Below are 19956 nucleotides of genomic sequence, written 5' to 3' on the forward strand. Positions count from 1 at the left end.
CCTTGGACGTCGGCAGCATCAACCAACTCTTCCTCATCGGTGCCCTGTTGGTTGCTGCCAGTATCCTGATGAGCTCGATTTCCTCGCGTCTGGGCGTGCCAATTCTGGTCATCTTCCTCGGCGTCGGCATGCTAGCCGGGGTCGATGGCATCGGCGGTATCGTCTTCGAGGATTACCGGCTCGCCTTTGTCATCAGTAACCTCGCATTGGCGGTAATTCTGCTCGACGGCGGCATGCGCACGCGCAAGGCCACCTTCCGCGTCGCGCTTTGGCCATCGATGTCTCTGGCTACCTTCGGCGTGGCGATTACCGCTGGCCTCACAGGCATCGCCGCAGCCTGGCTGTTCGACCTGCGCCTGATCGAGGGCATGCTGATTGGTGCCATCGTCGGTTCTACCGATGCCGCCGTGGTGTTCAACCTGCTTAACGGCAAGGGTCTGAACGAGCGGGTCGGGGCGACACTGGAAATCGAGTCAGGCAGCAACGACCCGATGGCGATGTTCCTCACCGTCACCCTGATCGGCATGATCGCTTCAGGGGAGACCTCGTTCACCTGGACCGTACTGGTCAGCCTGGTCCTGCAGTTTGGTATCGGCATCCTGCTCGGCTTGGCCGGTGGCTGGCTACTGCTTCAGCTGATCAACCGCCTCTCCGTAGCCGACGGCCTATATCCATTGCTGGCGGTCAGCGGCGGCATCATGATCTACGCCTTTTCCGGGGCGGTGGGCGGTAGCGGGATCATCGCCGTGTATGTCTGCGGGCTGCTGCTAGGTAACCGGCCGATCCGCAACCGCCACGGCATTCTGCATATGTTCGATGGCCTGGCGTGGCTCAGTCAGATCGGCATGTTCCTCGTACTCGGCTTGCTGCTGACACCCAGCGAATTGCTGCCGATCGCCGTCCCGGCGCTGCTGCTGTCGCTATGGATGATCCTCTTTGCGCGGCCGTTGTCGGTATTCATTGGCCTGCTGCCGTTCAGGAGCTTCAACCTGCGCGAGCGGCTGTTCATTTCTTGGATCGGGCTACGCGGCGCGGTGCCGGTGATCCTCGCGGTATTCCCGTTGGTTGCCGGGCTGGACAATGCGCAGCTGTTCTTCAACGTCGCGTTTTTCATTGTGCTGGTCTCGCTGTTACTGCAAGGCACCACGCTGACCTGGGCGGCGAAGAAGGCCAAGGTGGAAGTGCCACCATCACCGGTGCCCAGTTCCCGTACTGGTTTGCAGATTCATACCACCAGCCAGTGGGAACTGTTCATCTATCACCTAAACGCTAAAAAGTGGTGCGTAGGCGCCGCTCTGCGCGAACTTAAGATGCCAGAAGGCACACGCATCGCCGCCCTCTTCCGCGGCAAGGCGCTGCTGCACCCCTCCGGTAGTACACGCCTGCAAGTGGATGACATTCTTTGCGTGATCGGCCACGAAGAGGACCTCCCAGCGCTCGGAAAACTGTTCAGCGAAGCACCGCAGCGCGGCCGCGACATGCGCTTCTTCGGTGATTTCATCCTCGAAAGCGAAGCCGAGATGAACGCCCTCGCTGCGCTGTACGGCTTGAAGCTGGGCGATGTGGATGGCAACCAGCAGATAGGCCAGTTCATCACCGAGCGTGTCGGTGGCAAACCGGTCATCGGCGATCATATCGAGTGGAGCGGCCTGACCTGGACCATCGCCGCGATGGAGCACGGCGAAGTGCGCAAGGTTGGATTGAAATTCCCCGAGGGCAACAAACCCGGCCCCGCGCTGCACTTCTAAAAAAGATGGCCCTGGGCCCCCTGCAACATGGTTGAGACGTTCCGATCTATGGACTCGCCTCGGCCATCGGCAGCCCTTAGACTCCGCACTCTTTTCGACACTTCGACAGGACCCATGGCCTCCTTTCGCACCTTGTTATTGGCGACGCTGCTCGCCATTGCTCCTGTTTACGCATTAGCCCAGTCCGTGCCCGGCCTGAGCGCTGGCCAACCCGCTGAAGACGCAGCTGCGAAACCGGCGCAACCCAGTACTGACGATCGCGCCAAGCTGCTCGCTGAGCAGGCCGGAGAGGCACAGCAACGCCTGACCGAGCTCAAGACCGAGCTGGCCGGCGCGCCGAAGGAGATCGCTGCGGCGCAGCGTGAACTGAGCAAACTCAAAGGCAGCGATACCAGCAATCTGGCGGCGAAGCTGGCCAAGCTGACGGTCCCCGCGCTCGAGCAGCGGCTGGCCGAGCGCGTCGATGAGCTGTCGACCTGGCAAACGGCACTGACCGCCGCTAACAGCATGATCATCAGTTCACAGACACGTCCGGAGCGTGCCCAGGCCGATATCAGCAAATCCCAGACACGCATCGACGAAATCAACAACCTGCTCAAGACGGGCCGCGAAGCTGGAAAACCGCTGACTGACGAGCGTCGCGAACTGCTCACTGCGGAGAAATCTGCCCTAAACGCTCAGATCGAGCTACGCCGCAATGAGCTGGCTGGGAACAGCTTGCTACAGGATCTGGGCGTCGCGCGTCGCGATCTGCTGTCCGAGCGCATCGCTCGTGCCGAGCAGGAAACCATGGCGCTGCAGACGGCAATCAACAACAAGCGCCGGGAAGAATCAGAGCAGACCGTCGCCGAAATTACGCTGAAGGCCGAAAAGACCGGCTCCGGCAAGCTTCTCCCTGCCGAAAGCGCCGAGAACCGCAAACTTTCCGGTTATCTGCTCCGAGCCACCGAGCGCCTCAATGACCTGACTCAGGAAAATCTGCAGACGCGCCAGCAGCTCGACACACTGAATCAGGCCGACCAGGCATTGGAAGAGCAGATCGCCGTGCTCGAGGGCAGCCTGCTGCTGTCGAAAGTGCTCTACCAGCAGAAGCAGGCCCTGCCACAGCTGAGTCTGGATAAGGATCTGGCCGATGAAATCGCCGACATCCGCCTCTATCAATTCGAGCTGAACCAGCGCCGCGAGGCCAGCGGAAATATCGAAGATTATGTCGACCAACTGCTCGCCAGTCAGTCATCGGAAGAGGTCAATCCGGAGGTGCGTAGTGCGCTGCTGGAGCTGATGCGCACCCGCAGCGAGCTGCTCGACCGGCTCAATCACGAGCTCAACGCACTGCTAAGCGAATCGATCACCCTGCAGTTGAACCAACGCCAGCTCCAGACCAAGGCCGAAGCCCTGCGCGAAACGCTAGACGAGCAGATGTTCTGGATCCCGAGCAACAGACCGCTGGATCTGGACTGGTTCAAGAACGTCCCGACACTACTGGATCGTCAGTTGCGGGCGATGCCATGGGGCTCCGTTTTCGAGGCGCTCGGCGCCGGGTTGCTGGAACGGCCGCTGTTCTTCGTGCCGCTGCTTCTGGTGATCGGTTTACTGCTCTGGCGTCGCAACGCGATCAATGCCAAGCTCGATTCGCTCAGCGGCGACATCGGCCATTTTCGCCATGACAGCCAATTGCATACGCCGCTGGCCCTGCTGCTGAACCTGCTGCTGGCGCTCCCTGGCGCGCTGTTCCTGGCGCTCTGTGGTTACGTCCTGCAGATGGATGGGCGCGGTCAGAACATCAGCCTCGGCGCCGCCTTTTACCAGATGGCGCAGGCCTGGCTGGTGTTCTACAGCGCCTATCGCATGCTCTCTCCCAACCGGGTTGCCGAGGCGCATTTCGGCTGGTTCCGCCCACAGGTGGCCTTCCTGCGCAACGAGATTCGCCGGCTGGGGCTTGTGGTCATGGCATTGGTGGCGGTCGTGGCGATTGCCGAACATCAGCCAGGCAGTTTGGTCGACGACGTGATCGGCATTGTCGTCGTACTCACCTGCTACGCACTGATGAGCTGGCGCCTGACGCGCCTGTTGTTAAAAGGCCCATCGAGCCAGAACGCACCGCCGGTGCGGCGCATCATCGGCCTGTTGTTCAGCGTGCTTCCATTGGCGCTGATCGTAGTCGTGGGACTCGGTTACTACTACACGGCGCTGAAGCTGACCGGCCGACTGATCGATACCCTGTATCTGCTGCTGGCCTGGGTGGTTATCGAGGCTGCTCTGATCCGGGGCCTGACGGTGGCTGCGCGGCGCCTGGCATACAAGCGAGCGATCGCCAGACGAGAGGCGGGTCCTGATGAAGCGACCACCTCGAACGAAGACGCGGCCGAGCCCGGCCTGGCCATCGAACAGGTCAATCAACAATCCCTGCGCTTGACCCGACTGGCGATGTTCGGCCTGTTCTTCGTCGTCCTGTACTGGGTCTGGGCCGACCTTATCAGCGTGGTGTCGTACCTTGATAACGTCACCCTGTATGAGTTCACCAGCGGCAGCGGCGAGACTGCCAGCACCTCCGCCATAACACTCAACAATCTGCTCGGTGCGCTGGCCACGGTTGTCATAACCTTCGCGCTGGCGCGAAATCTGCCGGGACTCCTTGAAGTGCTCGTGCTGTCCAGAATGCGCCTGGCGCAGGGCAGTGCGTATGCGACCGGCACGTTACTCTCGTACACCTTGGTCGGCATCGGTATTGTCACGACGTTGTCGACGCTTGGCGTTAGCTGGGACAAGTTGCAGTGGTTGGTCGCTGCGTTGTCGGTGGGATTGGGCTTCGGCCTGCAGGAGATCTTCGCCAATTTCGTCTCCGGACTGATCATTCTTTTCGAAAAACCGGTACGCATCGGCGACGTGGTGACCATTGGCAATCTGTCGGGGACAGTCAGCCGCATTCGCATTCGGGCGACGACCATCACCGATTTCGACAACAAGGAAATCATCGTCCCGAACAAGACCTTCGTGACCGACCAGCTCGTCAACTGGTCGCTCAACGACACCATCACTCGGGTCACCATCCGCATCGGCGTGCAGTTCGGTTCCGACCTGGACGAGGTGCGTAGCCTGCTATTCCAGGCCGCCCGCGAAAACCCCCGCGTACTCAAGGAACCCGAACCGCAGGTCTTCTTCCTCAACTTCGGCGAGAGCCGCTTGGACCATGAGCTGCGCCTGCATGTGCGCGACCTCGCCGACCGCAACCCGGTGATCGATGAGATAAACCGGTGGCTCGACCAGGAATTCCGTGCACGCGGCATCGTCATCGCGTTCCGTCAGCTGGACGTGCATCTGAAAAATCCGCCGCCCGCTCTGCAAATCCAGCAAGCCAATAAAGACGAAGTCGTTATCGGGACACCTGCCAACGGTCAGTCCTGAGGAACGCCACGACAGGCGCGACCTCCAAATTCAAGTGCGCTCGCCCCGTGGGCGCTACATTTCAGGACAGCGCCGGAGACCCCGTGAAGACTCTCACCGAGCTGAATTTCGATAACCGCTTCGCCCGCCTCGGCGATGTGTTTTCCACCGAGGTGATGCCTCAACCGCTGGACGAGCCGCGCCTGGTGGTAGCCAGCGAGGCGGCCATGGCGCTACTCGATCTCGGCCCGGCGGTGGCTGACGATCCGCTGTTCGCCGAATTGTTCTCCGGTCACAAGCTCTGGAGCACCGCCGAGCCACGCGCGATGGTTTATTCCGGCCATCAGTTCGGCAGCTATAACCCGCGCCTGGGCGACGGTCGCGGCCTTCTGCTGGGTGAAGTCGTCAACGACGCTGGCGAGCATTGGGACTTGCACCTCAAGGGCGCCGGCAAGACGCCTTATTCGCGTATGGGCGATGGCCGCGCCGTGCTGCGCTCTTCAATTCGCGAATTTCTCGCCAGCGAACATCTGCATGCGCTGGGCATCCCGAGCTCGCGGGCGCTGTGCGTCACCGGTTCGGACACGCCGGTCTATCGCGAACGTCAGGAGCGCGGCGCTATGCTGCTGCGTCTCGCCCCCAGCCATGTGCGCTTCGGCAATTTCGAATTCTTTTACTACACCAAGCAGCATGACGAGTTGAAGCAGCTGATCGATCACGTCGTCGAATGCCATTTCGCCGACTGCCTGGAACATCCGGAGCCCTACCACTCCTTCTTCCACGAGGTGCTGGAGCGCACCGCCAAGATGGTTGCTCGTTGGCAGGCCTATGGCTTCTGCCACGGTGTGATGAACACCGACAACATGTCCATTCTGGGCATCACGTTCGACTTCGGCCCGTACGCCTTCCTCGACGACTTCGACGCGCGCTTTATCTGCAACCACTCCGACGATGCCGGGCGCTACTCGTACGAGAACCAAGTGCCTATAGCGCATTGGAACCTGGCCGCACTGGCTCAAGCTCTGACACCCTTCGTCGCGGTGGAGCAGTTGCGCGAGACGATGGATCTGTTTCTGCCGATCTATGAAGCCGCCTGGCTCGACCTGATGCGCCGGCGCCTGGGCTTCTGGACAGCGGAAGAAGACGACAAAGAGCTGGTGCAACGCCTGCTGCAACTGATGCAGAGCAGCGCTATCGACTACACGCGGTTCTTCCGCGAACTCGGCGACAGCGCACCGGAGCAGTCCCTGACTCGTCTGCGCGAAGATTTCATCGACATCAAGGCCTTCGACGATTGGGCCGCAACCTATCGCCAGCGTACCGAGCGCGAGAACAGCGACCAGAGCGACCGCCGGGCACGCATGCATGCGGTCAATCCGAAGTACATCCTGCGCAACTACCTTGCCCAGCAAGCAATCGAAGCAGCCGAAGCGGGAGACTACGGCCCGGTTCGCGAACTGCACGCGGTGCTCAGCCACCCGTTCGACGAACAACCAGGCATGGAACGCTACGCCGAGCGGCCGCCGGAATGGGGCAAGCATCTGGAGATCAGCTGCTCATCCTGAGCGGTGGTTCTGCGCAAGATGCTGCGCAGAGTTAAGCCGACCTGGGCGCTTCTGCCGGTCGCATAGCGCGTAACCACTGGGCTGGCACGCACATGCGCCAAACCTTGCGCAGGCGCCGGCAAAATATTGCCCAATTAAATGTGCACCGTTCCGCAGCGCCGTTCAGGCGCCCCCACTAAAACATCTCAACTGACTGATATAAAAGACATTTATTTTTTTGGCACGCGCCTTGTAATTGTTTATCTGCCATTCCGGCATTTAACAAAGCAAGGAGAGCACTCATGCCAACACCCGCGTATCTGTCCCTCGAAGGCACCAAGCAAGGCCTGATCACCGCAGGCACTTTCACCGAGGACTCGGTCGGCAATATTTTCCAGGAAGGACATGAGGACCAGATTCTGGTGCAGGCCTTCCAGCACCAGGTAATCATCCCGCGTGATCCGCAGTCCGGTCAGCCCACCGGCCAGCGTGTACACAAGCCGCTGATGATTACCAAGGTATTCGACAAATCGTCGCCGCTGATCTTCAACTCGCTGACCTCTGGCGAGCGTCTGAGCAAATGCCGCCTGGAGTGGTACCGCACCTCCTCTACCGGCACCCAGGAGCACTACTACACCATCGAACTGGAAGACGCGGTGATCGTCGACGTGCAGTCGCGCATGCCCAACTGCCAAGATCCGAACATGTCCCACTTCACCCACCTGGAAGACGTCTACTTCACCTACCGCAAGATTGTCTGGACCCACGAAGTTTCCGGCACTTCCGGTTCCGACGACTGGCGTACTCCGATCGCCAGCTAAGGTGATCACGGCATGAGAGGCTTCGGCCGGGCATAGCCTGACCGAAGCTTTTCTGCGAAACAGTAGCGGAAATTTATCTCGCGACGCTGCAATGCGAGACCTAGCACGTAGTCGCGTCGCCGGCCTGTGATACATCGAGCCCCCGCGTGCGCCCTGGCGCAAACCATGGACGGATCCAGGAGGAACAAGGATGTTCGCCCCCGCCAACCAAGCCCATTTTTCCCTGCATATCGAAGGCATCGAGCATGATCTTCAAGTGCTCGAATTCCGCGGTCGCGAAGCCATCAGCCAGCCCTATCGCTTCGAGCTGGAACTGGTCAGCGAACGCCCGGACATGGATCTGGAACGCCTGCTACAGCAGCCTGCGTTCCTGACATTTACCGGCGATGGCTCTGGTATTCATGGCCAGATCTATCGAGCCGCGCAAGGCGAGTCCGGCAAACGCCAGACTCGCTATCAATTGGTCATCGTCCCGAGACTCGCCTATCTGGCACACCGGACCAACCAGCGCATTTTCCAGAACCTCTCGGTGCCGCAAATCATCGCCCAAGTGCTCGAGGAACGCGGCATTCTCGCCGATGACGGCCACCGATTCGACCTCGGCCCGGTGATTTACCCGGAACGGGATTATTGCGTTCAGTACGATGAAACCGACCTGCACTTCATCCAGCGACTCTGCGAAGAAGAAGGCATTCACTACCATTTCCAGCACAGTGAGTCCGGCCACGTACTGGTGTTCGGCGACGACCAGACGGTTTTTTCCAAACTTGCACCTGTCGCCTATCAGCAGGACTCTGGCCTGGTAGCCGATGAGCCGGTAATCAAGCGCTTCGGCGTACGTGTCGAGACCCGCACCAGCCGCGTTACCCGTCGCGATTACAATTTTGAAAAGCCACGCCTGACCATGGAAGCGGCCGTTCGGAGCGACGCCCAGCCTGACCTTGAGGATTACGACTACCCCGGCCGCTTCGCCGATCGTGAGCGTGGCAATCACCTGTCCCAGCGAGCGCTGGAACGGCACCGCCATGACTTCGAGCTGGCCGAAGGCGAAAGCGATCAGCCGCTGCTGGTCAGCGGTCACTTCCTTCCCTTCACCGAGCATCCGCGGAGCGACTGGAATCAATTGTGGCTGCTCAACGAGATTTACCACGAGGGCAAGCAGCCGCAGGTGTTGGAAGAATCGGTCACTGATTTTTCAAACGCGCACGAACAAGCCCCCGCTCCCCGCTGGGGTGAGGGGAGTATTGCCCAACATTTCGGAGCCGGCGCCTTCACCCAAGGCTACCGCAACCACTTTACCGCCACACCTTGGGCCGTGCCCTTCCGCCCCGCGCTCAACCACCCCAAGCCCCGCATCCTCGGCAGCCAGAGCGCTGTAGTCACCGGCCCCGCCGGCGAAGAGATCCACTGCGACGAATACGGTCGAGTGAAAGTACAGTTCTTCTGGGATCGCGACGGCCAAGCCAACGACAAGACCAGCTGCTGGCTGCGCGTCTCCAGCAACTGGTCCGGCGACCGCTACGGCGGCATCGCCATCCCTCGTGTCGGCATGGAAGTGTTGATTACATTTCTAGAAGGCGACCCCGACCAGCCGCTGATCACCGGCTGCCTATACCACAAGGGAAACGCCGTCCCCTACGACTTGCCGGCGAACAAGACCCGCAGCGTATTCAAGACGCTGAGCACTCCAGGCGGGAGCGGCTACAACGAACTACGTATCGAAGATCGCAAGGGCGCCGAACAGATCTACCTCCACGCTCAGCGCGACTGGGACGAAAACATCGAGCACGACCAGAAGATCCGCGTCGGCCACGAACGCCACGACACCGTCGAAGCCAACAGCTACAGCGAATTCCGAGCCGAAGAACACCGCACCACCCATGGTGATCGCCGCAGTGAGGTCAAAGCCAACGACCACCTCACCGTGGGCAACAACCAGCACGTGAGGGTCGGCACAGGCCAGTTCATCGAAGCCGGCCAGGAAATCCACCTCTCCAGCGGGCTCAAGGTCGTCCTCGAAGCCGGCAGCGAACTCACGTTCAAAGCCGCCGGCAGCTTCATCAAACTCGATGCGGGCGGCATCACAATGGTCGGGCCGGTGATCAAGATGAACTCTGGCGGGAGTCCGGGGAAGGGATCGGGCGCCGCGCCAGTTCTGCCGGGGGAGGTTGAGCCGGCGGATGGGGATAAGGCAGGCGTACCTCTGGAAGCTCTGGTGAAACAGAACCTGTTGTTTCGCAGCACCCGGGCAGGTGTGTGCGAGGTCTGCGAAGCTGCCAAGGCAACGCCTGGAGACAATGCATGAGCGCGTCCACGATCAGCTGCAGCGGCAACGGTGCGCTTTTGCTGGATGGTGCTCGCTATGAAAGCGCGACGGCGTGGCTCTATCAATCGTTTCCAAGCCACCAGCCACTGCCACTGCTAGTCGGTACTGCTTACGAACCCATAGCAGACGCGGGCCCCATTCTGTTGAATGCCCCCGTGGGCAGCCCGGCTTACGAAGCATGGAAGCACGGCGACAGTATTGAGGACGGCGTCTGGCTGGAAAGCGACGCCCCGATAGACGCCTTACAGCGCATCCTGCAAAACCGTTTGCGCATCTTTACCCCCGAGCATCGCGAGTTCTGGCTGCGTCTCGGCGATGCCCGTCCGCTGTATTCGGCCTGGCAGAGCGGGGCGAAGTGGCCGGACGGCTTCTGGCATCGTATCCAACGCATCTGGCTTCGCCACGAACACAGCACTTTTTGCGCCTGGCATAACGAACACCCAGAAAAGAACAATGTGCAGGCTGACTTGGGCGTCGCCGCCCAGTTGACGCTCGACTGGCCACTGTTAAAAGCGCTCGCCAGCCAGGACGACACGGCACAGGAGGCTGCCACATGACCGCTCAAGCTCCACATCCATCCAGTTCGATAGTGGCCGCGTGCCCGTTGCTCAGCGCTGTATTGCCTCTACGCTATGCGATCGGCCCTACCCTGCCGGTTGACACTAGCGCCTATGGGCTACCCCCGCTGCAAGGTATGTTCCCCAATATCGGCGTTTATTTCGAGTCTTTGCAGGGCCGCTCGCTAAATTACACTACCCGCCTGTTACGCGACGGCTGGCTGTATGTCTGGCAGAGCGGGCTGAAACAAATGATTGAATACCGCGTCAACCGGGCCACGTTTACCCAAACGCCGCGTGCCGGAAAAGTCATCGACGGACGCACGTTGTCCTATCTGCTACTTCCTTCCGGCGAGTCGGCCATGCTGGCCTGGTCTCCCAGCCAGTGGAGCGACAGTCAGTTCGCTGCCGCCAAGACCAAGGCCGACGTGCGCCAACGAGTAATGCGCACATTTACGCCTGGTGCAGCTCCATTCAGCGGCCAGGCCCGTACTATCCACGAGCGTATCGGCGACTACATGGACGCCACCTGGTATGGCTGGAGCTGCGAACCCTCTACTTCGCACCGTCCGGACTGGCCACAACTACTGAGCGACATGCAGCGCTGTGAACAGCAGTCCTATGCCTTGATCGATGATCCCTGGGGCGTACTGCTGGATCTGGCCGAATTGCTCCGCGCCCGCCAGCAGGCGTTTAGGGCCACTCGCGAAATACATGGCGAGGATTGGGCCATGGCCGGCGTAATCAAGTCTCTGGCTGAGAGCGACCCGCAAATCGATCGCCAGCTGCGCAGCATGACCAATTGCCGAAAATTACAAACCGCCTGGCAGGAACAAACGCAGGAAGAACATGAATACAGTGTCGATGTGCGTCGTCTCAGTGAGCTCTGGGCAGCCTGGTTCAACACTCTGGCACAACGTGGCCCCGCAAGCCTGGACACCGCGTGTGGCCACTTCGACATCACCCAGTCGGCGCCGCGGGAGGAGCTAGAGCTGCACTTCGCCGCCGCCTGCCTTGGTCCAGCGACAACCGGCCCTGGTGCGCAAGCCATCGCCAACGCCTTGATGCTCCAACAAAAAGCAGGCAAACCCTGGTTGGTCTGGTCACTGTTGGGGCTGGGCAAACGGCTAGGCATTGGCGAAATTAACACCATCGTCGGGCTGGCAGACGGCGCCAGGGACAACGGTGCCAGCGCACTGACCGAATCCCGCAAGCTGGCGGAACTGCTCAACCAGGCCGCCGAAAAACTGGCCCACCATATTAAGGGATCGACGCTGGAGGCGCTGTTCATCGCCCTAGCCCCAATCGCTGGGCTGGGCCTGCAACAAGCCAATGACGGTGCAAAGGCAGCCGGACGCCTTTACCTGGCCGCCGCGCTGGCGCGCAGCCAGCAGCGCCTGGCTATCGAGGCAGTCACTCAGCGCCAACTCGGCGAATGGATGAGCGACTTGATGGGCACACGGCCCCAATTGCCCGCAAACCTCAGGTTCACACCTCTAAGCGCCGCGGTCAGTGATGCCTTGCCCTTCTTTCACCTGGTACCGGTCAAGGATCTGCCCGCCTTGACGGGGCAATTGGCCGCCGATGTCAGCCTCAAGGGGATGCTCGATCTTGGCAAAGAAGCGATGGAAAAGGCGCCGGTCAAATGTTTGGTAGCGCTAGTCGCGGGGGTGAACTTTGTTTGGGGTGGGGCACAGCTGACCGAAAAACAGTCAGGTAAAAGCTGGCTGAGTTTTGCGGGTGGGGCTTTTGGTGTAGCTTCTGCTATATCCGCAATAGCAGAAAAAGTTGCCGAAGTAGACTGGGAAGCCACCACTAAGATTGCAGGTTCACGTTCTCTTTCGTCCCAGGCCGCTCTGGCCAAAGCATTGGGCGTCGGCGCCGGCACTGCCTTCCTGCAATCGGTCACATCAGGTTTCGACGTGTTGGTCTTTGGTATCGAAGCCATGGAGTCCTACCAGGTTGGCGATATCGATACCGCGAGCATCAACGCAGGGCTTACCCTGACCTCCGCCGCCAATCTGCGCCTGTACGTGAAAAGCTTTCGCGCCATTCGTGCCGCCCGTGCCGCAGTGATTGCCGGCGAGGCTGCTGCAATAGGGCGAGGTATCAGCGTGGCACCGCACCTGGCTGGCCGCGCACTAGGCTGGACCATCCTGATCGTCGGAGGCGTTATTGCCCGGCAGTACACCCAGGACACGCCATTGGAAGCCTGGATCAAACATACTCGCTTCGGCACCCGCCCGGCGGAGTGGGCCGATAGCTATGAGAAGTCGATGACCGAGTTGTACAAGATCGTTTTCCCCATCAGCCTCCAGGCTTACCGGCTCAACGAGCTGAACCCCTATCACGGTATGCAGACCATTACCTATGTACTGCTGCGCCTACCGGGCAGGGATATCCTGAGCGAAGATATGATCCACTTCAAAGGACACGAAACCTGGGGCAGCTTTTTCGGCCTTGGCGGCACCCGCAGGGCAGTGGAATGGTCGGGCAAGGACTTTGATCATCACAGCGGCACCCGGGTGACAATCGAGCCTGGCGTTGCTGTCTACCGCCGCGTTTACCATGAAGAAAACAGCGCCGAGCTCGATGCCATTAGCGGCGAATTGAGCTACTCCCCCGTCGAAGGACTGACCCTGCCGCCCATTGAAATCAAGGAACTAGCATGGCTGTAAGCGACCTGATCCAGCAAGCTCGCACCCGCTTCGGCCAAGCGCCTAGCGAGCTCTTGCGTGCCGACCAACCCACGGGTGAAAAGCCTTGGGAAATGTTCGTTACCGACGAACATACCGAGCATTACTTGGCGCTAAAGGCAGGAGGCGATACTGATAGGGGGATGCTTACTGGAGTGATGGGCGGCATTGGAGGAGTAGCTACAATTCTTATGAGTGCCTTTCTAATCCTGACTGGGAAAATAGATGGCATTTGGATGGGGCTAGCACTGACCGTCATTTTCTTCATTGTCCCTTTTCTCTGGGAAACTCGCAGCCCACTCCCCTTGCCGATCCTCTTCAATCGCCGTACCCGCGAGGTTTATTTCGACCATAACGGCGAGCTTTACCACAGCCCTTGGGATGGTATTCAGGCGTTGGCCGGTGAATATGTGATGGTTGGCCCGCAAACCGGCGGCATGCGTAATGCCTCGCTGGAGATTCTTGTGCGCCGTCTGGGTGAGCCCGACAACGCCCTGCTGGTAAGCCTCGGCCTACCCATGGGCAAGACGCTGCAGATGCAAAAAGGCTTCTGGGAGTGGCTGCGCGCCTATATGGACAACGGCCCCTGGTTCGATGAGCACGGTCAACGCAGCGATTCAGACGCCTACGTCAAAGAGATGCTAAAAGCTAGCAACATCAAACGCACCGACTGGCACAGGCTAACCTTGGCTAAGATCGCCGATAAAAAGGCGGCAAATGGCGGCAAGAACTACCTCGAGTGGACCGATGCCTTCATGCTGGCGTGGGAAGTTTGGTCCTATCCGATGAACTGGCTGCAGGAGTTCACCTACAACGTCGCTAAGCGCCGCTCCCGTAATCGCTGGCCTCAGATAGTTACTGAGCGTTTGCAAGCCGTTGGCCCAACGACGCGTTTGATTGATCTGGAGCGTGAGCGCGGGCTGGACGTGTAACCAAACTGATGACGTGCTCGTTCAAGGGCTCGGACGTCTGGCGCGGTTTCTCGCCTGTTTTTGGCTATTCCCAAATCGCACCGCAGATATATGAACCCCACTAATCCTTTGCTTTCCGGGCGAGCGTAAATCGTTACGAACATCATGTCATATTGCTATTAGCCTAATTGATTGGCATAAAGGCCAACCGCCTTGGCTACATGGAAGTTCACCATGCGACTGCTCCGCCGTGCCCTGTTGGGGCTTGTCCTGTTAGTTGCGTTGCTCGCAGGGATTGGCGCGTATTTCGTGGCCTTCCCCAACTTGCCCGCTTACCAACAGCCCGAGAAACTTCACTATCTGAACCAGTGGAGCGAAGAAGATCGGCAAACCTTTTATTACACGCCGCAGGGCACCCAGGTTAAGGGCTTGAGGTACGAATGGTTCCAGGCGCTGGAAAAACCATTTGGCCGGGAAAAGCTCGCAGCGCCAAATTATTTGGCCAGGTTCGGCTTTCTTGTTGATCCACAGCAGCAGCCGTCCGCACGCAATCCAGCCAATCTGCCGGTTGGCTTCGCGCGGCACGAAGACGGCGAAACCGGCTTTGCCTACCTCGATATAAGTTGCGCCGCATGTCATACGGGTGAGCTACGCCACCGTGGCCAGGCCATACGCATCGATGGCGGGGCGGCATTGCACTCGCTAGCCTCGACGGTGCCCACATTGAGAGGCGGAGCATTCGGCCAGGCCCTGGGAATGAGCATGGCCGCAACCTACTACAACCCGATCAAATTCAAACGGTTCGCGCTGGAAGTCCTAGGCGACAATTACGCACGCGACCGAGAGCAGCTGCGGGTCGATTTCAAGCGGGTACTGGATCGGTTGCTCAGCACAGCCTTCAACGATTGGCACCGAGGCCTCTATCCCACGGAAGAAGGTTTCGGCCGTACCGATGCATTCGGGCGGATCGCCAATACTGTGTTTGGCGATGCCATCAATGCGGATAACTATCGGGTCGCCAACGCACCGGTCAGCTATCCGCAGGTATGGGATATATGGAAGTTCGACTGGGTTCAGTGGAACGGTTCAGCCATGCAGCCAATGGCGCGCAATATTGGCGAGGCATTAGGCGTGGGCGCGCCACTGCGCCTGCTCCACGAAGATGGCAGCCCCATACCGCTCGCCGAACGCTACCCATCGAGCGTTCGCGTGCGCGACCTCGATAGGCTGGAGCAGACGCTTAAACGCCTGGAGCCGCCGCGCTGGCCTGAAGAGGTGTTGGGCAAGGTTGATATCGAAAACGCCAGTCTCGGCCGGGCACTGTTCGAGGAAAATTGCGCCTATTGCCACGCAGCCGCTCCCAAGCCCGTGGGCGAGCGCTTTGCTGCAAGCAGGGACCCTGAATGGCGGATGCGAATCGTCCCGACCGAGATCATCGGCACCGATCCCACAACCGCAGACAATATTGCCGATCACCGTTTCGATGTCAGCCGGTTAGGCTGGACGCAGGACGAACTGAAACAACTGGATGTCCGACTCTTTGGCGCCTCGCCAGCGGAGCTAGACCTGCAAAGGATATCCAGCGCAAAAGGGCTGGCTTACATCACGGCCTATGTCGAACAGCGCGCCTACCGTGACGCCGGTATTCACCCGGACGAGCGCGCGAGCCTGGACGGGTTCGGACTACCTATCGGCGTCCAGGAGATACGCGGTTATAAAGCCCGCCCCCTCGATGGTATCTGGGCCACACCGCCTTTTCTGCATAACGGTTCGGTCGCGAACCTGTTTGAGTTATTGTCGCCAGTGGCCGAACGGCAGGACCAGTTTTGGGTGGGTACCTTCGAATACGACACCAAGCGCCTCGGTTTTGAAACCGGCGCCTTTCCCGGCGGCTTTCTGCTCGACACCTCCATTACCGGCAATAGCAACCGGGGCCATGAGTTTCGCGCGGGCTGTCGCGAGCAGGGCGTTATAGGGCGCGCCCTGCTACCTCACGAGCGCTGGGCTCTGATCGAGTATTTGAAAGTGCTGGGCGACGATCGGTTCGAGCCGCGACTGCAAGATTTGCCAGCCAAACCATGGAAACCGGGCCCCAACTGCGGGTAACGCCACGGATCGCAGCGCTGCTACTCCCATAATGGAAAGGTCAAAAGGGACTTCACCATGCTCAAGAAATTCTGGCTCTGTTTGGGTAGCTGGATCGGCAAAATCCTCTTGCTGGCTCTGGCCTTAGGCCTCGGCGGCTGGCTGATCGGCAGCCTGTTCTATAGCTGGAAATTTTCCGGCCCGGTGTCACGCGAGGAACAGATTCCTGTCACCGAAAAAGCGGACACGCAGACCATTATTGCTGACGCAATCCGGGTCGTCGAACAACACCGGGACAACACCCGGGTGCTACGCGACGCGCACGCCAAAGCGCATGGTTGCCTCAGGGCGGAGGTTTCCGTCCGCGGGGACATCGACAGCGACCTACAGCATGGCGTCTTCAGCCAACCTGGACATAGCTGGCAGGCCTGGGTAAGGCTTTCGAACGGCAATGCTTATCCTCAGTTCGATCGCGTCCGTGATGCTCGAGGCATGGCGATAAAGCTGCTCGACGTACCGGGACAGAAGTTGACAGCGAACCCGGCTCACGCCGCTGAGCAGGATTTCGTCATGTTCAATCACCCCGCATTCTTCGTCCGCGACGTAGCCGAATACCGGAGCAATTTCGCTGCCCAGGCCGAGGGCAAGAAAGTGCTGGCATTCTTCCCAGGCTGGGATCCCCGTCACTGGGAAATCCGCCATCTGGCGATTGCGCTGAAAACCCTATCGCCAGCGCCCGACAGCCCAGTGGCGACCACCTACAACTCGGTAGCGCCGTTCAAGCTTGGTCCGCTGAATATCAAATACCGCGTGATACCTGCACCGGAGAACTGCCCGGCTTATCAATTACCCGAACAGAACCGCGACCTACCCAACTTCTTGCGCAGCGCGCTCTACCAGCAGCTTTCGCTCGACCAGACGCCCGCTTGTTTCACCTTGCAGGTACAACGGCAAAACGCCGATTTCTACATGCCTATCGAGGACCCCAGCGTTGAGTGGGACGAGTCGATCTCCGCTTTTGAGTCCGTCGCGGATATCCGCCTTCTCGCTCAGGATTTCGACAGTCCGGCGCAGAATATCGACTGTGACAATCTCTCCTTCAACCCTTGGCATTCACTTCCTGAGCATCGACCAATCGGCGGCATCAACCGCTTGAGAAAAGCAGTGTACGAAGCCATCAGTGCTTACCGTCTGGACCGCAACGGCGCCTTCCAAACTGACCACTAGTACTGCAACTCTTGGAGGTTGATGGCCTCGGGCCGGCTTTAGGCCTCAACACCCAACGGCAGCAGGACCCGGAATAGCGCGCCCTGACCCTCTTCGCTTTCCACCTGAATATGACCACTGTGGGCTTTGACTATCTGCTCAGCGATGAACAGACCAAGCCCCAGTCCGGCGCTGCTTTCGCTGCCTTCGGCGCGCTCGAACTGGCAAAAGATCCGTTCCAGACTCTTCTGACTGATTCCAATGCCTTGGTCACTCACTTCGATGCAGGCCTCAGTCGATGTGGCGCTGATATTGACTTGCACGGGCTTGCCTGCGCCGTAGCGCATCGCATTGGTCAGCAGATTGGCCAGCACCTGCTCGATGCGAAACTCGTCCCAGACGCCGAATATCGGCTCCGGTCGCTGGAACAACAGCGTGCAACCGCTGGCTTGCATCTGCGGCGCAAAGTTTTCCACCACGCTGGCCACCAGCTTGCCCAGATCAACGCGGATGGGCCTGATCGATAGCTTGCCGGTGCGAATGCGTGACACGTCGAGCATATCGTCGATCAGGCGGATCAGGCTCTGGACCTGCCGCTCGTCCTTGTCGACCATCTGTCTCAGCTTGTCTTCACTGAAAGCGGCGAAGTTGTTCCGTCCGAGCTGCAACTTGCGCAGCTGCACTTCAAGGATGAGGGTGTTGAGTGGCGTTTTCAGCTCATGGGAGACGATCGACATGAAGTCATCGCGCATACGCACCGCACCTTCCAGCTCGGCCTTGGTGCTACGCAGCTCGTCGAGCAGGACCTCTTGCTCGCGACGGCTGCTTTCGAGCGCCTCGAGCTGGCGCGCCATGCGCTTGCGGTTGCGATACAGATCAACGAACACGCTGACCTTGCTGCGCACCGCATGGGTATCCAGCGGTTTGTGCATGAAGTCCACGGCACCGCTTTCGTAGCCTTTGAACGCGTAGTTGAGCTCGCGGCCCGCGGCGCTGACGAAGACGATGGGAATCTGCTTGGTGCGCTCGGTGCCGCGCATCAGCTCAGCCAGCTGAAAGCCATCCATGCCGGGCATTTGCACGTCGAGGATGGCCAGCGCGAACTCATGCTGCAGCAACAACTCGAGCGCCTGCTCCGCTGATTCGGCCTGATGCACATGGATGCCCGGCGCCTTGAGAATGGCATCCAGCGCCAACAGATTCTCCGGCAGATCATCGACGATCAGCAGATTCGCTTCATCGGTTTGGTTGGGCATGGGTCACTCCAGTTCGCGCAACAGTCGATGAATATCGCGCAAGGGCAAAATGTAATCCGGCGCAAAGCGCTGGAGTGCGGCCAAGGGCATGGTCTGAACCTCGGCTTCGCTGGGCTCCTGGACGATAGCGATGCCGCCGCCCCGTTTGATCGCTTCGAGGCCGGCCGCGCCGTCCTCGTTGGCACCAGTCAACAGGATGCCGGCGACGCGCTCGCCCCAGGCATCGGCCGCCGACTCGAACAGCACATCGATCGAGGGGCGGGAGAAATGCATCGCATCATCCTGGCTGAGCGACAGGGTCAGGTCCGCCTCTACCAGCAGGTGATAACCAGGCGCGGCGAAATACAGAGTCGCACCGCACACCGGCTCTTTGTCGGCCGCTTCCTTGACCTTCAGTTTGGTCTTGCGCCGGAATATTTCGGCAAGCTGCGTCGGCCCGCTGGGCGGAACATGTTGCACCATCAGCAGCGGCAATCGGAAGCTAGCCGGCAATCCGCTGACCAGAACGCTCAGCGCGGCCAGCCCACCCGCCGAAGCGCCGATAACCACGGCATCGATCGGCCGAGTAGGCGAATAGGAAAAGGCACTGGTAGTCGCATGGCTCATAGCTTGCGGAAAATCCTTTCCTGCTTGTCGAATGCCTCGTAACGATCGGCATAGCCGGAGAATTCAACGGTTTCCTTGCTACCCAAGCCGAGAAAGCCACGATGGCAGAGGGAATCATGAAATAGCCCAAAGGCTCGGTTCTGCAGCGGCTTGTTGAAATAGATCAGCACATTGCGACAGGAAATCAATTGAGTCTCGGCGAAAACGCTATCGGTCGCCAGACTATGGTCGGCAAAGGTCACCTGTTCTTTCAAAGACTTATCCATGATCGCCGAGTCATAAGCGGCCGTGTAGTAATCGCTGAGGCTGTGCCTGCCGCCGGCGCGCTGGTAGTTGGTCGTGTACTGCTGTATGTCGCCAATATGGAAAATGCCCTGGCGCGCCTGTTCCAGCGAGCGTGGATTGATGTCGGTGGCGTAGAGAATGGTGCGCTCCAGCAGGCCCTCTTCCTTGAGCAGGATCGCCATCGAGTAAACCTCTTCGCCCGTGCTGCAACCGGCTATCCATATTTTCAGCGACGGATAGGTACGCAGCACCGGAACCACCTGCTCACGCAACGCCAGGTAATAACTGGGGTCACGGAACATCTCGCTCACCGGGATAGTGAGAAACTGCAGCAGCTCCATGAACGCCTGCGGATGGTAAAGAATCTTACGCTGCAGCTCCGAGATGTTCTCGCATTGCATCTGTCGCAGCGCCAGCAACACCCGGCGCTTGAGCGAGGCACCGGAATAGTCACGGAAATCGTAGCTGTAGCGCAGGTAGATCGCCTCAATCAGCAGCTTCAGCTCGATGGCTTGGTTGCGATCCGGCATG

At 59.6% G+C, this 19956-nt stretch carries 13 protein-coding genes; 10 read left to right on the forward strand and 3 right to left on the reverse strand.

The window, feature by feature from the left end; translation table 11 throughout:
* Nucleotides 1–2: 2 nt before the first annotated feature.
* From NAV33_RS05420 to NAV33_RS05465, 10 genes are all read left to right on the forward strand, one after another.
* Nucleotides 3–1748, forward strand: a complete 1746-nt coding sequence (locus NAV33_RS05420; RefSeq protein WP_255977679.1) for a potassium/proton antiporter — start codon at nt 3–5, stop codon at nt 1746–1748.
* Nucleotides 1749–1862: 114 nt separating this feature from the next.
* Nucleotides 1863–5153 carry a mechanosensitive channel MscK gene (mscK, locus tag NAV33_RS05425; RefSeq protein ID WP_255977681.1) on the forward strand — a complete coding sequence of 1097 codons (3291 nt, stop codon included), beginning with the start codon at nt 1863–1865 and terminating at the stop codon, nt 5151–5153.
* A gap of 83 nt (nt 5154–5236) precedes the next feature.
* Nucleotides 5237–6697 (forward strand): protein adenylyltransferase SelO, encoded by a 1461-nt coding sequence (gene selO, locus NAV33_RS05430; protein ID WP_255977683.1) that lies wholly within the window; start codon nt 5237–5239, stop codon nt 6695–6697.
* 281 nt (nt 6698–6978) lie between these two features.
* Nucleotides 6979–7497: an Hcp family type VI secretion system effector gene (locus NAV33_RS05435; protein ID WP_255977685.1), complete on the forward strand. Its 519-nt coding sequence runs from the start codon at nt 6979–6981 to the stop codon at nt 7495–7497.
* A gap of 190 nt (nt 7498–7687) precedes the next feature.
* Nucleotides 7688–9802 carry a type VI secretion system tip protein TssI/VgrG gene (gene tssI, locus NAV33_RS05440; RefSeq protein WP_255977687.1) on the forward strand — a complete coding sequence of 705 codons (2115 nt, stop codon included), beginning with the start codon at nt 7688–7690 and terminating at the stop codon, nt 9800–9802.
* Entirely contained in the window at nt 9799–10380 is a 582-nt protein-coding gene (locus tag NAV33_RS05445; RefSeq protein ID WP_255977689.1) for a DUF4123 domain-containing protein, read from the forward strand. Before tssI ends, NAV33_RS05445 begins: the two co-directional genes overlap by 4 nt.
* Nucleotides 10377–13058 (forward strand): toxin VasX, encoded by a 2682-nt coding sequence (locus tag NAV33_RS05450; protein WP_255977691.1) that lies wholly within the window; start codon nt 10377–10379, stop codon nt 13056–13058. Before NAV33_RS05445 ends, NAV33_RS05450 begins: the two co-directional genes overlap by 4 nt.
* On the forward strand, nt 13049–14008 hold the full coding sequence (locus NAV33_RS05455; RefSeq protein ID WP_255977693.1) for a hypothetical protein: 960 nt from the start codon (nt 13049–13051) through the stop codon (nt 14006–14008). The genes NAV33_RS05450 and NAV33_RS05455 overlap by 10 nt, the downstream gene beginning before the upstream one ends.
* A gap of 213 nt (nt 14009–14221) precedes the next feature.
* Nucleotides 14222–16093, forward strand: coding sequence for a di-heme-cytochrome C peroxidase (locus NAV33_RS05460; RefSeq protein WP_255977696.1), 1872 nt, complete (start codon nt 14222–14224; stop codon nt 16091–16093).
* 57 nt (nt 16094–16150) lie between these two features.
* Entirely contained in the window at nt 16151–17299 is a 1149-nt protein-coding gene (locus NAV33_RS05465; protein ID WP_255977698.1) for a catalase family protein, read from the forward strand.
* A gap of 38 nt (nt 17300–17337) precedes the next feature.
* Here the strand turns inward: NAV33_RS05465 and NAV33_RS05470 are convergent, their stop codons facing one another.
* From NAV33_RS05470 to NAV33_RS05480, 3 genes are read right to left on the reverse strand one after another with little or no spacing between them, the layout of a single operon-like run.
* Nucleotides 17338–18534, reverse strand: a complete 1197-nt coding sequence (locus NAV33_RS05470; protein WP_255977700.1) for a hybrid sensor histidine kinase/response regulator — start codon at nt 18532–18534, stop codon at nt 17338–17340.
* A 3-nt stretch (nt 18535–18537) separates the two neighbouring features.
* Nucleotides 18538–19140: a chemotaxis protein CheB gene (locus NAV33_RS05475; protein ID WP_255977702.1), complete on the reverse strand. Its 603-nt coding sequence runs from the start codon at nt 19138–19140 to the stop codon at nt 18538–18540.
* Nucleotides 19137–19955, reverse strand: coding sequence for a CheR family methyltransferase (locus NAV33_RS05480; protein WP_255977704.1), 819 nt, complete (start codon nt 19953–19955; stop codon nt 19137–19139). Before NAV33_RS05480 ends, NAV33_RS05475 begins: the two co-directional genes overlap by 4 nt.
* Nucleotide 19956: the final 1 nt, after the last annotated feature.

Origin of the sequence: Stutzerimonas stutzeri (genome assembly GCF_024448715.1) — a bacterium.
Lineage (GTDB): Bacteria > Pseudomonadota > Gammaproteobacteria > Pseudomonadales > Pseudomonadaceae > Stutzerimonas > Stutzerimonas stutzeri_AR.